The sequence below is a fragment of the Sporomusa sp. genome, from assembly GCF_035561255.1.
Lineage (GTDB): Bacteria > Bacillota > Negativicutes > Sporomusales > Sporomusaceae > Sporomusa.
Window position 1 is genome coordinate 1 of sequence record NZ_DATMXX010000185.1, and the last position, 14391, is coordinate 14391.

The window sequence follows — 14391 nt, forward strand, 5'->3', positions numbered from 1 at the left end:
AGGCTAATATAGCAGGATTTTAACAATAATAGCGAATAACTATGTTATAACCAAACTGTTAGTCCGAATGTGTTAGGAGCTGAACTATTTTGACAGAACGGGTAGCAATCATCGACCTGGGCTCGAACTCAGCCCGCCTGATTGTTATGCACATCTACCACAATGGCGCTTACAATCTCGTATATAATCAGAAAGAATCGGTGCGCCTTAGTGAAGGCATGGCCGAAACAGGGTTGTTAACCCGTGATTCGATGTGGCGGGCAATTAGCACGCTTAAAATTTTTGCCCATATGTGCGAGTTAGTAAAAGTCGACAAAATATTAGCGGTAGCCACAGCTGCCGTGCGCATCGCCAAAAACGGCAGCGAGTTTATCGATCTGGTCAACCAGCATACCGGCATCCCGCTACAGGTCATCAGCGGAGAAGCCGAGGCCCACTTAGGGTTTACAGGCATCATAAACACCATTGACGTTGACAGTGCGCTGCTCTTTGACTTAGGAGGCGGCAGCACTGAAATAACACTGGTTAAAGACCGGCAGCCGGTTGAGGTATTTAGCCTGCCCTTTGGCGCAGTTAACCTTACCGAAAAATTTAATTGCCAGGATAAGGTGAGCGAGTTACAGCTAGCAGCTATGCGTGGACACATTGTCACAAGACTGGAACGCCTGCCTTGGCTGAAGCGTCTGGGACTTCCCATTGTCGGTGTCGGCGGCACAGCCCGCAATATTGCCAAGATGGACCAGAAGCGTAAGAACTATCCTTTTCCCAAAGTCCACAACTACCGCTTTGGCCCGATGGCCTTTGATGAGTTATGGCGGACGATTACCAAGACCAACCTGACCCAGCGCCGCAAATACCCCGGGCTGAGCAGTGAACGGGCTGATATTATTATCGCCGGAACAACCATTGTCAAATCGCTGATTGATCTTTCACAGGCTACTAATATTATAATTAGTGGCTGCGGCGTGCGCGAAGGCATGTTTCTTGATTATTATTTATCTAAACAGCAGCAACATGAGATTATTCCTGACATTCTGATGCATTCAACTCACAATATGCTGTTATTCTATAAGGGCAACGAAGAACATGCTTACCATGTAGCCAAGCTGGCTGAAACTATGTTTGACAGCTGGCAGCCAACTTTGAGATTAGGCAGTCGTGATAAGAAACTGCTGAGAGTAGCCGCTTTATTGCATGATATTGGCATTACCATCAATTACTATGATCACGCGCGTCATAGTGCATATCTTGCCGAGAATGCCCGCCTCTTTGGCCTGACCCATCGCGAACAGATGCTAGTCGCCGTGGTTGTTGGCTGGCACAACGGACCCTCGGCCAAATATGTCCGCAATAAACTCTACAGTGAATTCCTTGACCAAAATGATTGGCAGACAGCCCGCAAGCTGGCGCTTATAGTGGCTTTAGCCGAGAGCTTAGACTCAACTCAGTTAGGGCTGGTGCATGACGTTATCCCCTCGCTTTCATACAGCCAAGCACATCTTCGCCTCTTGACAGCTGATCCGGTAACAATCGAACGCCAGGCAATCGACCAACATCGTAAGTGGTTTAAAAAGGAATTAGGACTAGAGTTAACGATTAGTTAAAAAGCAACACCGGTGCAGGTAATCTACCAACACCGGTGTTGTTGTTTTTAATCAGCAATAACCACGCCCGGCACACCTGGCTGCCTTTTCGCCGGCTTTAACAACAGCGCCGGCAGGATGCCCAGACCACAAATTGCGGCAAGAACCAGGAATGTGTCGTCAAACGCAAAAATAAACGATTGCCGCTGCGAAACAGTCGCCATAAGCGCAAGGGACTTTAGATGGGCAAGCGGCCCTGAAATCGCCCCTGCCTGGGCATATAGCCGTTCACCATAGGCCAGCATATTGGCGGCGGCCTTAGAGCTTGCGGTAAAGCCCTCAGCAATTTGATTGAGGTGAAAAATCTGCCTGTTCTGAAGTACTGTTGTCAAGATGGCAATACCCATTGAACCGCTTATCTGGCGAACAGCATTGTTCAGCGAGGATGCCCGGCTGATTTTAGCCATTGGCACAGTATTCATTCCCAGAACAGTAACCGGCATAATAAATAGTCCCAGTCCGGCCCCGCGCACCATCATCAGCAGCATTATCGTGTGGTCAGCGGTATCCAGATCAAGCGTTTTTAGAGGCAGTGAGCCGAGAGCCAGTAATGCCAGCCCGGTAACAACCACAGGTTTAGCACCAAATTTATCTGCCAGTTTAGCCGCGACAGGCATCATTAGGCCTGCAGCTACAGCTGACGGAAAAATCAGCATACCTGTTTGCATGGCAGAATTGCCGCGCATATTCTCCATAAACAGTGGTACCATAAATATCCCGCCATATAGACCAATCGTGCCAATAAAACTAACAATGGTGCTGATAGTAAAATTCCAGTCTCTAAACAAAGACAGGTCTAGTAACGGCTCTGAATGATTAAGTTCAATCATCACAAATAATACAAAAGAGGCAAAAGAGACATAGAACAGCGAAACAATGTAGCCTGAAGTCCAGCCATCTTCTACCCCTTCGCTTAGCGCTAATAACAAGCAAAATAAGGCTAGCGCAGAGGTCACAAAACCACCGTAATCAAACCTTCGCCCGGTGGCAAGCGGCGTCTCCTTCAAAATGAGAACAGCCAGAATATAGCCTATGATACCTACCGGGATATTAATTGTAAAGATCCAGCGCCAATCCCAGAATTCAACAAGATAGCCGCTTAGCGTCGGCCCTACCGCGGGGGCTACCATTGCCGAAATACCCCAGATTCCCATGGCCATGTTACGCTCTGCCGGGGTAAAAATCTGATAGACAATGGACATAGTAACAGGCACAATCAGGCCACCGCCGATGGCTTGAATCACCCTGAACAAAATCATGGTATCATTGCTCCAGGCAATACCGCATAATAGCGAACCGATAGTAAAGATAGCAAGGCTCCACAAGTACATCCGCTTGGTGCCGATAACATCGCAGAAATAGCCGGTGGCCGGCTGGATAACCCCCATGGTTAACATATAGGCGGTCAGTATCCATTGTGCCTTTTCAGTGTTTACTGAAAACACGGCCATCATCTTAGGGATGGCGATATTAACAATACTGGTGTCAAGAATACTCATAAAACCACCGATAATGACAACCCCAAGGGCCCACCACTTATAAGCGGCCTCGTTGATGTGAATGCGAGGGAAGTTCATTGAATTTCCTCCCCTACTCAGCCTGAATCTTAATATAGGCCGACATACCTGGGCGGAATATAAACCCGCTGTCCTGCGGCAGCGTTACTTTCACAGGAATACGCTGAGTTACCTTAGTAAAGTTGCCGGATGAGTTCTCAGTTGGAACAAGTGCAAACACAGAATTAGTAGCACTGCCGACTTCATACACCGTTCCGTTGAACTTGTGACTGCCATATCCGTCAATCGTATATTCAACATTCTGCCCGACCTTGATCCTGCCAATCTTGGTTTCCTCAATTCTTGCGCTCATCCAGACATCGCCGAGATTGGCAACCGTAACGATAGCCTGTCCGGCACTAACAACCTCACCGGCGTTTGCCGATTTTACAGCCACGGTGCCGTCTGCCGGTGATACTATCGTCGTGTTGTCAAGCATGACAGAAGCCGCTTCCAAGGCTGCCTCGGCCTGCCGAACCTGAGCTGCCGCTGCTTTTACCACTTCCACGCGCGAACCGGAAATCACCAAATCGGTCTTCTCGTTAGCGGCATGATAGGCTTCACTGGCAACTTGATAGGTGGTTTCGGCATTATCCCGCTGAGAGGTGCTGACGGCCCCCTCCTGGTATAGCTGTTGAATACGCTCATAGTTTTTTACGGCATTATCAAGACTGGACTTTGCCTGCAGGGACAACGCTCTGGCCTGTTCGATCTCCTGCGGCCGCGATCCGGCAGTCACTTCTTCATAATGAGCCTTCGCCGTTGCCATAGCGGCTTCAGCCTGCGCCTTTTGCGCCAGGATATCCCGCGGATCAATACGGGCGACTACCTGTCCGGCCTGTACCTTGTCACCCTCTTTGACCAGGAGCTCGGTAATCCGCCCTCCTATTTTGGCGCTGACACTGACAATCGTCCCGCCAACGCGGGCGTCATCAGTGCTGACATACATTGCGTTCTCGCGCCACCACCAGCCGCCGCCTATGGCACCGGCCAACAAGAAGGTGATTAATATTCCGATTATCAATTTCTTGCTCTTACCATTTTCTGCTGCTATATTTTCCGGCAATGGATTCATCTCCTCTGTGGCTAATCAGTCAGTTATGTACAAATTCTACTCTGTTCGAATTACCTAGTCAATCAAAAAATATCAATAGCCACAGACTTTATATACCAGGTGAAACAAGGCGCACAATCTGTTGTGCACCTTGTTATTACTTGACTAAATGACAGGCTACATAGCGGCCGTTTACCTCCCTGAATTCCGGCTCTTCCTGGCTGCAGACAGCCTGGCACTCGGGACAGCGTGTGTGAAATCTGCAGCCTGGCGGCGGGTTTGCCGGGCTGGGAACATCCCCCTGGAGAATAATACGGTTACGCTTAATACCCGGCTGGGGGAGAGGAATTGCAGACAGCAGTGTCCTGGTATAGGGATGCAGCGGTTTGGCAATAAGCTCACCGCCTTCCGCCAACTCAACCATCTTACCAAGATACATAACTCCGATACGGTCTGAGATATGTTTGATTACATTCAGTCCATGCGCAATAAATAGATAAGTTAACCCCATTTCTTGCTGCAGCTCAACTAACAGGTTCAGAATTTGCGACTGAATGGAGACATCAAGCGCCGATACCGGTTCATCGCAGACCACCAGCTTAGGGTTGACAGCCAACGCTCGTGCAATCCCAATCCGTTGCCGCTGCCCTCCTGAAAACTCATGCGGATAGCGTCCGGCATGCTGTCGCCCTAAACCAACTAAACTTAGCAGCTTTTCGACCCGTTTGGTATGCTCAGGGCCGGTAGCAAGCTGATGGAGCATCAGGGGCTCACCAATGATATCGCCCACCGCCATTCTGGGGTTAAGAGAAGCATAGGGATCCTGAAAAACAATCTGCGCCTGGCGGCGAAAGTTCTTGAGCTCTGTTTTGTTTAGCTTTGCCACATCCTGGCCCTCAAATAATACCGCACCGGCCGTTGGTTCTATCAACCGTAATACCAGCAGACCTGTGGTCGATTTGCCACAGCCGGATTCACCAACCAGCCCAAGCGTTTCGCCGCTTCTGATTGTAAAAGATATGTCATCTACCGCCCGTATTTGCCCGGTAGCCTTACCAAACAAGCCGCCCCTGACCGGAAAATATTTCTTTAGGTTGCGTACTTCCAGTAGTTGATGATCAGTCATCTTGAGCACCTCCCAACGGGTAGTGACAGGCCACCAACCGGCCGTCAGTCTGACAAACCAGTTTAGGCTGAACCAGGCGGCACTTGCCCTGAACATGCTCGCAGCGATCAGCAAAGGTACACCCTGACGGCAGATAGGCCAAATCAGGCACAACCCCCTCAATGGTGTGCAGTAGTTGCTTCTTCGCGCCGTCAAGCCGCGGGATAGAATCCATTAGACCTGCTGTATAAGGGTGACGCGGTGCTTTAAATACAGCCTCTACCGCCCCTTGCTCAACGATCCGCCCGGCATACATAACCGCCATGTTTTGCGCCATTTCGGCAACCACTCCAAGGTCGTGGGTTATGAGCACAAGCGCGGTATTAAACTCCTGGGCCAAATTTCTGATCAAATCAAGGATTTGCGCCTGGATGGTTACATCCAGCGCGGTTGTCGGCTCGTCGGCTAACAGGAGTTTCGGATTACAGGCCAGTGCCATGGCAATCATAACCCGCTGCCGCATACCGCCGCTCATCTGATGCGGATATTCTTTCGCCCGCTGTCCGGCTGCCGGAATACCGACAAGCTCAAGCATTTCAACAGCCCGCCGCCAGGCTGCCTTCTTATCTACAGTGTCATGCACGCGAACAGATTCAGCAATCTGGTCACCCACCGTATAGGCCGGATTAAGCGAGGTCATCGGCTCCTGAAAAATCATCGATATGTCTTTGCCGCGTATAGCTCGGATTTCATGGGCCGGCATTTTTAGAATATCACGCCCCTGAAATAATATCTCACCGCTCAAACAGGCTGGCGGTTCTGGCACCAGCCGCATAATAGACATGGCTGTCACGCTTTTGCCGCAACCGGACTCGCCGACCAGCGCCAGCATTTCTCCTGATTTCACAGAGATGCTTACACCATCCACCGCTTTTACGACACGTTTACCGATATGAAAGTGGGTTTTAAGATTATTAATTTCCAGCATATCGTGCCTCCTACTTCAACCGGGGGTCAAGTACATCACGCAGACCATCGCCCAGAAGATTAAAGGCCATGACAGTCAACGTAATCGCTACCCCGGGAAAGGTTACAATATGCGGCGCGTTAAAAATAGTCTGACGGCCTGACCCCAGCATCGTTCCCCACTCTGCTGTCGGCGGTTGGACGCCCAACCCGAGAAACCCCAGGGCAGCCGCTTCTAAAATAGCGACAGACACACCAATGGTGGCTCTAACAATGATCGGAGCCAGCACATTAGGCAAAATATGCGCGAAAATCAACCGGCGATCACTGTTGCCAATCGCCCGGGCGGCCATAATATAGACATTCTCTTTGACTGACAATACACTACCCCGGACAATCCGCGCATACTGAGGGATTGAGACAATTCCGATGGCGATAACCGCCTTTTCTACCCCCCTCCCCAACACGGTCATGAAGGCGATTGCCAGCAGAATACTAGGAAAAGACAGCATAATATCCATAACACCCATAATGGCTGTATCGATCTTGCCACCGTAAAAGCCGGCCACAGCACCCAGAACTACACCACAAATCAGCGCCAGTGTCACGGCCTCTATCCCCACAATCAGGGAAATACGGGCGCCATAGAGAATGCGGGATAAAATATCGCGCCCCAGCTCATCAGTCCCCATAAGATGAGCTGTAGTGGGTGGTTTTAATGAGTTCGGCATATTGCTTTCATACGGATCATATGGCGCAAGTACCGGCGCAAAGACTGCACTGAATATCAATACAGCCAGCATGATCAGACCAATCATCGCTGAATTTGACGCCTTAAAGCGTTCAAAGAATTCTGCTTGTTGTGATTTGGCAGGCGTCATACCAGGATTCTGCACCGGCTGAGGGTTAGCTTTGATGTTTGTTGCCATATTTATCACCACCTCTGCTAGGAATGTTGGATACGGGGATCCAGATAACAGTACAGGATGTCAACAGCAAGGTTGACCAAAACAAAAATCGTTCCGATCAATAGTACCGCCCCCTGAACCCTGGGATAGTCTGATGTTAAGATACCATCTACTACATAAGCGCCGATTCCGGGCCATGAGAAAACTGTTTCTGTCAGCACTGCCCCGCCTAAAAGCAAGCCCAGTTGCAGACCGATTACAGTAACGATGGGAATAAGCGCATTCCTCAGAGCATGTTTTATGATGACAACCTGCTCGGTAAGCCCTTTGGCTCTGGCAGTACGGACATAGTCCTGACGAATAGTCTCCAGCATGGTGGCGCGGGTCATACGGGCAATAATGGCTGTAGAATATGAACCCAAGGCCACGGCCGGCATAACCAGATGGCTTAGTGCATCCTTAAAGACTTCCATATCGCCGGTTAACAGGGAGTCCACAAGGTATAGACCAGTAATATTGTCAGGCGTCATACCAATTCCGATTCTGCCTGAGGCCGGTAACCATCCCAATATCACGGAAAAAACAATAATCATCATAAGACCAAGCCAAAATATCGGCATACTTACACCCAAAAGTGCAGCCACCATTGACCCGTAGTCAAACAGAGAGTTTTGTTTGACTGCCGAAATAACCCCCAAACTGACACCTAATACTGAAGCAATTACAATAGCAGCTAAGGCCAGTTCGACTGTCGCCGGGAAGCGTTTGACAAGTTCATCGGTAATTGAGGTCTTGGTTATGACCGACTTGCCTAGGTCCCCTTGGACTGCTTTGGTAATGTAATCAGCAAATTGGATATATATAGGTTTGTTAAGCCCCAGTTCTTCCCTCAATGCCTCCACCCGCTCGGTGGTGGCATGCTGGCCGAGAATGATCCCGGCAGGATCGGTAGTAAACATATGCATGACCACAAAGGTTGCCAGCGACACCCCGAACAATACCGGGAATAACAGCAGCAGGCGGCGGAGTATGTATTTAACCACAAATTTGCCTCCCCTTTTTATTCTCACTAGCTCATTGAAAAGAAGGTGATTCCGTGAAACCACCTTCTTTTGTTATAAATTATTTAGCTTCTTTAGATACGATGTCTAACCAATGGATACCAACCGGATGCAAAGCAAACCCTTTAATGTTAGGACGGTGGGCGGCCATATCCAGGCTGTGGCTGATCAGCACCCAGGGGGCGTCTTCCACTGCAATCTTTTGTGCTTCAGCATAGATAGCAGCACGTTTAGCCGGATCAAGTGTAGTACGCCCTTCTTCTAACAAGGCGTCCATTTTGGGGTTAGAGTATTTGGAAGCGTTAAGACTGCCCTTAATCTGAGATGTTTCAAGCAGCATGAGGAAATTATCCGCATCACCATTGTCGCCAATCCAACCGTAGAAGAAGGCGTCACCCTCAGCATTAAACAAGAATTGTTTATACTCTTTCCATGGATATGATTTGATGTTCATTTTAACACCGATTTTCGCTAAATCGGCCTGCACGGCAGCAGCCAGCTTTTCACCATTAACCGGGTTATACGGCCGGGGGTTAGAATAGGTGATGCAGGTAAATTCAAAGCCATTGGCATAACCAGCTTTGGCCAGCAGCTTCTTAGCTTCCTCAACATTATATTCATAGGGTTTGACATCTTTAGAGTAACCGGGGATAAAGTCAGGTAACGGGGAATTAGGCAGTTTAGCCTGGCCCTGGTACAGGAATTCAACAAGCTGCTGGCGGTTAATCGCCATACTGATCGCCTTACGCAGGTCCAGGTTGTCAAACGGCTTTTTGAAGGTATAAAAGCCCATATAGTTGATATTCATGCCCGGGGTCTTAATCACAGTCATACCCTTGCTTTCCAGTGTTTTGATATCATTGGTGTCAACACCATCCATAATATCGGTGGCACCGGTCATAAGGTCAGAAGCCCGTACAGAGTTTTCTTTGGTAATTTTATAAACAACACTAGGCATTTTAGGTTTGGTACCCCAATATCCCTCAAAGGCAGTCAGCTCAACTTGCTGACCCTTATCCCATTTAACGAATTTATAAGGACCTGTACCTACCGGGTTTTCAATAAATTTATCACCGTATTTTTTCACGGCCTCAGGGCTGACAATGGGCGCAGCCAGAGCCATTGCTATGTTAGCCAGGAACGGTGCTGACGGTTTTTCAAGGGTTATTTTAACGGTATAATCATCAATGGCCTCGACTTTTTTCACCCCGTCAAAGGTAAAGGAAGCGTAGGGCATATCCTCCTTGACACTGGGGGGAAGCTGGCGTTCAATACTAAACTTAACAGCCTGGGCATTAAATACTGTGCCGTCATGGAATTTTACACCCTGGCGCAGTTTAAAGGTAATCTCTTTACCATCCGGACTTGTTGTCCATTCGGTGGCCAGCAACGGCTGAAGCTCCGTACTGCCTGGCTTGTAGCGGATAAGTCCTTCAAAAATCTGGGTCATTATTTTGGCTGATTCGCCATCATCGACATAAGCCGGATCCAGACCACGCGGATCAGAGCCCTGAGCAAACACCAGCACATTAGCGGCCCCCGTGCTGGCAGGCTTTTTCTCACCACCACCGCAGCCGGCCAACATAATGCTGGCCACGAATACTACAGCCATTAAAAACGCTATGTTTCTTTTACTCATACCCAATACCCCCCATAACGATTGATCAGAATTATATATATATTCTAAATTATACATTTATTTCTAAATTCCTGCCGGCATCCACTCTGAGAACACACTATTTATTTCGTTAGCTACTGGGATTTACAACTCCAGAGAATTTCCAGCATATACTCCTGTTTGATTTGCCAAAATATAGACATAACGGTAAAATAGAATTATCTATGCGGTGATCTAGGAGGAACGCTATGGCAGCCTTTCTTTACCCAGCCTCCGGCCTTACACTTTTGCCCAGGTTTGTCCGGAGTGTGTTTCCGATGGTTGAACAAGAACTTTCACTTTGGCAGCAGTATGCTCAGGAAAACGGCATGCGCGAATTAGCCGACCAAGCCTTAGCAAGTATTAGCTCAAAGAAGTTTCATTGTCAGGGTGGCAGCGTCTACAGCCTGTACAAAGGTGTGCCCACCCGCAATTTCGTGCGCCTGGTAGTAGCACTGCAGACCATTAGCGACTACCTGGACAACTTATGTGACCGGGCTGGTTTTGCCGATGAAGCAGCCTTTCGTCAACTCCATCTGGCAATGACTGATGCGCTTGATCCCTCTGGACCGCTTAACCATTACTATGCCAACTACCCTTTTAAAGATGATGGAGGGTATTTGGCGAAACTGGTTAACACCTGCCGCGATGAGATTTGCAAGCTGCCAGCCTATCATTTAGTCAAAGCTGAACTCCTCCGTCAGGCTACACTCTATAGTGAGCTTCAAACCTACAAACACCTTGACCTTGCCATACGGGAACAGAAAATGCTTGATTGGATAAACAGCCACCTGCCGGAGTATCCGGGGATCAGTCCGTGGGAATTTGCGGCCGCTACCGGGTCAACGTTAGGCATGTTTATGTTGTGTGCTGCCGCCTATAATCCGGAACTTACCCAAGACCAAGCCACTAAAATTTCGCGTGCTTACTTTCCCTGGATTAACGGATTACACATCCTTCTGGATTATTTTATTGACGGTGCCGAAGACCGTTTGACCGGCGATCTTAATTTTGTTGCTTATTATGATAACAACCAGCAAACGATCGAACGGCTGAGCTATTTCAGCAGGGAAGCCAGCCGCCAGACAGCTGCGCTGCCTGAACCAGCCTTTGGTCTTACAGTGGTTAACGGGCTGTTGGCCATGTACCTGTCCGATCCTAAAACCGACTCGCCGGACGAACGCACCATCCGGAACAACCTACTGGATTCTGCCGGGCTATATCCCAAATTCATGTATGGACTCTGCCGGCTGCTTAGGAGAAAAAACATACTATAACAAATAAAAGCGAGATTGCTCATTTTTCGTGAGCAATCTCGCTTTTATTTGTTTGCGACAATCTTATCTCTTACTTTGTCCAGCGGCTTTAATGATCGCTAAGGCAAATTCACCGATGTTGTAGAGATCCTCTTCTTTAATGAACTCATCTGTGGTGTGAACTTTGGACATGCCTGTACCAAGCACGGCAGTCGGAACACCATAGCTGTTGAAATAGTTGGCGTCACTGCCACCGCCGGTGGCTTTAATGACCGGTTTCAGCCCGATGCTTTCGGCCGCCAGGCGGGCCAGCATAACAACCGGCGCTGTCTCAGGCAGCACGAAGGCGTCATATTCTTTGCCGATTTTAACCTCGGCACGTCCACCTGACGCTTTAGCGGTTTCTTCAAATACTTGGCGCATATGCTCGGTTTGAGCTGCCAGTTTCTCGGCACTGCGGCTGCGGGCTTCGGCTTTAATCTCAACGATATCTGGTACAATATTGGTTGCTGAACCGCCCTTGATGCTGCCAATATTGGCTGTGGTCTCAGGGTCAATGCGGCCGTCTTTGACTGCGGCTAACGCTTTACCAGCAAGCACAATGGCGTTTATTCCTTCCTCAGGTGCAACCCCGGCATGGGCTTTCTTACCATATATAGTTATATCAATTTTATTCTGACCAGGGGCCATATTGACAATTTCGCCAGGCGAACCGCTGGAGTCCAGTGCATAGCCAAGATCAGCCCGAACCAGGGCCGGATCAATATTTTTCGAACCATTAAGACCGCCCTCTTCGGCAACTGTAAATATCACCTGGATGTTACCATGCGGGATATTCTGCTCTTGAACCAGCCTAAGAGCTTCCAGAATCGCCACTACTCCGGACTTGTCGTCAGCACCCAGAATAGTATCGCCAGACGAGGTAATAATTCCTTCTTTTAATACAGGTTTAATATCGCCACACGGCTCAACACAGTCCAGGTGCGCAGTAAGCAGCAGACAGGGCGCCGTTGCCTCAGTGCCAGGTAGAAAGCCCAATACATTACCGCAGTTACCACCGATTTTGCTGCCGGTATTGTCTTCTGACACATCCATATGTAAGTCAGTCAGTTTTTGTTTAATGACATCAGCCACCTGACGTTCTGCCCGGGTTGAACATTTAATTTGCACTAACTCATAAAACTCATCAAGCATCCGTTTACGGTTAATCATTCTGAATCCCTCCTACATATTTACCCAAGCACCCAACCATATTAAAGCTATCATGTGTAGAAAGGGTGCTCATCATGCCAAAAACAATAACATTAGCCCAGCATAACCAAAAATTAGTTAAAGAGCTTACAGCTTATGGTTTTCAGGTTGTGGACAGCACTACCCACGCCAAACCCGGTCACGCTGCTGACGCCTATTTATACGCCAGCTACCGCCCTGATATAAACGACGGTGTCGCTGCCTACTACGACCACGCTGATATTAGCATTGGCAATTATCATTATACCACAGCAGACCACCCAGCTCCTATTATGCTTAATATTACCGGCCTAAGCGCAGGTCAGATTGCCGACACTCTCCGCCATGAACTGGCTCGCCGTCCGCAATTGTGACTGGTTACCGCTGGCGCGCAATCAGTGCTCCCCCCCGGGTAACAGCACCCTCACCAAACCGTTCCTTCAAGGTGTCCACAGCTTTGGCAACAGCCATACTTTTTTCATCCCCCTGATCAAACAGTGACATTTGTCCGCCTGCGGTGACAAACCCGCTTACGGTTACACCAAGCAGCCGCACGCCTTCACTTAGAGTAACATTGGCAAGCATTTCTTCGGCAATACGGTAAATTGTTTCATCAAGATTAGCAGCTACCACCAGGGTCTTGCTGCGGGTAATCGTTCGGAACGAGGCAAATCGCACCTTAACAGTGATTGTCCGCCCACTTAGCCCCTGACGTCGAAGCCGCCACCCCACCCTCTCAACAAGTGTCCACAGCTGCGCCTTAAGCTCTTCCCGATCCTGGATATCTTCGGCAAAGGTATTCTCTTTGCCAATCGATTTAGGCTGCCAGTCACTAATTACCGGACGCTCATCCTGACCATTAGCAAGCTGATGGATGATATATCCCAGCTGTCCACAATGCTTAGCCAATTTCTCCGGGTCAGCCTGGGCAACCTGGCCGATAGTTTTAAGTCCCAGCTTATCAAGCGTCTGGGCAGTAGCTTGCCCTACACCCCATAACCGGGTAACCGGAATTCCGGCTAATATCTGGGCTACCTGCTCCGGGCGAATAACCATCAATCCGTCCGGTTTCTTCATATCAGATGCCAGCTTGGCTAAAAATTTATTAGGGGCGACTCCGGCTGAGGCCGTAAGGTTAAGCTCAGTTTTGATGCGCTCTTTTATCTTAATCGCAATATCGACCGGGCTGGCAAACAGCCCTTCCATACCTGTGACATCAAGAAAGGCCTCATCTAATGATAGCGGCTCAACTATCGGTGAAAATTCAGTAAATATATTTAAGATTTCGTGTGAGACCTGGCTATATTTTTCATGATTGGGCGCTAAGAAAATTCCCTGAGGACAGCGCCGCTTAGCCTCGATAGCCGACATAGCGGACCGTACACCAAACTTGCGGGCTTCATAGGAGGCTGTGGCTACAACACCGCGCGTCCCAATACCGCCGATAATAACAGGGCAACCGCGCAGTTCGGGGTTATCCCGCTGCTCAACAGCCGCATAAAAAGCATCCATATCGACATGAATAATCCAGCGCTGCATGGCGTCACCTCACATAAGATCATCAAGAACACATGTTCTAATAAATTATACACCAAAAATGCTATCGAATCAACACAGGAATGAAAGCCTCTTTGAACTTTTCCCTACCTATGTTAAACTAAGGACTAAGGAAGGAGGAGTTGGCCCATGAAAATCAGCCTGCTCTGTTTAGGTCTTATTCTTTTACTTACGCAGAGTGCAGCAGCAGAGATTCCACCAATTCTTTGGTCAGAATCAATTCGGACTACACCACCAAAGCCGACCAGAGAGTTGATCAATCTTGATAATTATATGATTTTAAGGTCAGACCGCAGCCTCTCCATCAACCTGTCTGAGCATTCTCCGTTAAAATCCATTGACCTGCGCCTGGATGATAATGACTATTTACACTTAAATAAACAGGATTTCCTTTTTAC

Annotated in this window: 13 protein-coding genes; 4 read left to right on the plus strand and 9 right to left on the minus strand. The window is 48.8% G+C overall.

Annotated elements, in window-relative coordinates; all coding sequences use genetic code 11:
* Window positions 1-89 precede the first annotated feature (89 nt).
* The gene (locus tag VN379_RS10470) at window positions 90-1604 is read left to right on the plus strand and encodes a Ppx/GppA phosphatase family protein (protein WP_325533532.1); all 1515 of its coding nucleotides are present in this window, start codon (window positions 90-92) and stop codon (window positions 1602-1604) included.
* Between the two features lie 47 nt (window positions 1605-1651).
* Here the strand turns inward: VN379_RS10470 and VN379_RS10475 are convergent, their stop codons facing one another.
* From VN379_RS10475 to VN379_RS10505, 7 genes are all read right to left on the minus strand, one after another.
* Window positions 1652-3220: a DHA2 family efflux MFS transporter permease subunit gene (locus VN379_RS10475; RefSeq protein ID WP_325533534.1), complete on the minus strand. Its 1569-nt coding sequence runs from the start codon at window positions 3218-3220 to the stop codon at window positions 1652-1654.
* Window positions 3221-3233: 13 nt separating this feature from the next.
* Window positions 3234-4265: an HlyD family secretion protein gene (locus VN379_RS10480; protein WP_325533536.1), complete on the minus strand. Its 1032-nt coding sequence runs from the start codon at window positions 4263-4265 to the stop codon at window positions 3234-3236.
* Window positions 4266-4410: 145 nt separating this feature from the next.
* Window positions 4411-5379, minus strand: a complete 969-nt coding sequence (locus VN379_RS10485; RefSeq protein WP_325533538.1) for a dipeptide ABC transporter ATP-binding protein — start codon at window positions 5377-5379, stop codon at window positions 4411-4413.
* Window positions 5372-6346, minus strand: a complete 975-nt coding sequence (locus tag VN379_RS10490; RefSeq protein ID WP_325533540.1) for an ABC transporter ATP-binding protein — start codon at window positions 6344-6346, stop codon at window positions 5372-5374. The genes VN379_RS10485 and VN379_RS10490 overlap by 8 nt, the downstream gene beginning before the upstream one ends.
* A 10-nt stretch (window positions 6347-6356) precedes the next feature.
* Window positions 6357-7253 (minus strand): ABC transporter permease, encoded by an 897-nt coding sequence (locus VN379_RS10495; RefSeq protein WP_325533542.1) that lies wholly within the window; start codon window positions 7251-7253, stop codon window positions 6357-6359.
* A gap of 17 nt (window positions 7254-7270) precedes the next feature.
* Window positions 7271-8275: an ABC transporter permease gene (locus VN379_RS10500; protein ID WP_325533544.1), complete on the minus strand. Its 1005-nt coding sequence runs from the start codon at window positions 8273-8275 to the stop codon at window positions 7271-7273.
* A gap of 79 nt (window positions 8276-8354) precedes the next feature.
* Window positions 8355-9932: an ABC transporter substrate-binding protein gene (locus VN379_RS10505; RefSeq protein ID WP_325533546.1), complete on the minus strand. Its 1578-nt coding sequence runs from the start codon at window positions 9930-9932 to the stop codon at window positions 8355-8357.
* Window positions 9933-10159: 227 nt separating this feature from the next.
* Between VN379_RS10505 and VN379_RS10510 the strand changes: the two genes are divergently transcribed.
* Complete coding sequence (locus tag VN379_RS10510) at window positions 10160-11227, plus strand: tetraprenyl-beta-curcumene synthase family protein (protein ID WP_325533548.1); 1068 nt, start codon at window positions 10160-10162, stop codon at window positions 11225-11227.
* A gap of 63 nt (window positions 11228-11290) precedes the next feature.
* Here the strand turns inward: VN379_RS10510 and VN379_RS10515 are convergent, their stop codons facing one another.
* Window positions 11291-12418 (minus strand): M20/M25/M40 family metallo-hydrolase, encoded by a 1128-nt coding sequence (locus VN379_RS10515; RefSeq protein WP_325533551.1) that lies wholly within the window; start codon window positions 12416-12418, stop codon window positions 11291-11293.
* A gap of 74 nt (window positions 12419-12492) precedes the next feature.
* On the opposite strand from VN379_RS10515, the gene VN379_RS10520 reads away from it, so the two are divergent.
* The gene (locus VN379_RS10520; RefSeq protein WP_325533553.1) at window positions 12493-12810 is read left to right on the plus strand and encodes a hypothetical protein; all 318 of its coding nucleotides are present in this window, start codon (window positions 12493-12495) and stop codon (window positions 12808-12810) included.
* A 4-nt stretch (window positions 12811-12814) separates the two neighbouring features.
* Here VN379_RS10520 and dinB read toward each other — a convergent pair whose 3' ends face one another.
* Window positions 12815-13975, minus strand: coding sequence for a DNA polymerase IV (gene dinB / locus VN379_RS10525; RefSeq protein WP_325533555.1), 1161 nt, complete (start codon window positions 13973-13975; stop codon window positions 12815-12817).
* A gap of 147 nt (window positions 13976-14122) precedes the next feature.
* On the opposite strand from dinB, the gene VN379_RS10530 reads away from it, so the two are divergent.
* Window positions 14123-14391: hypothetical protein (locus VN379_RS10530; RefSeq protein WP_325533557.1), on the plus strand; the 269-nt coding region annotated here is incomplete at its 3' end.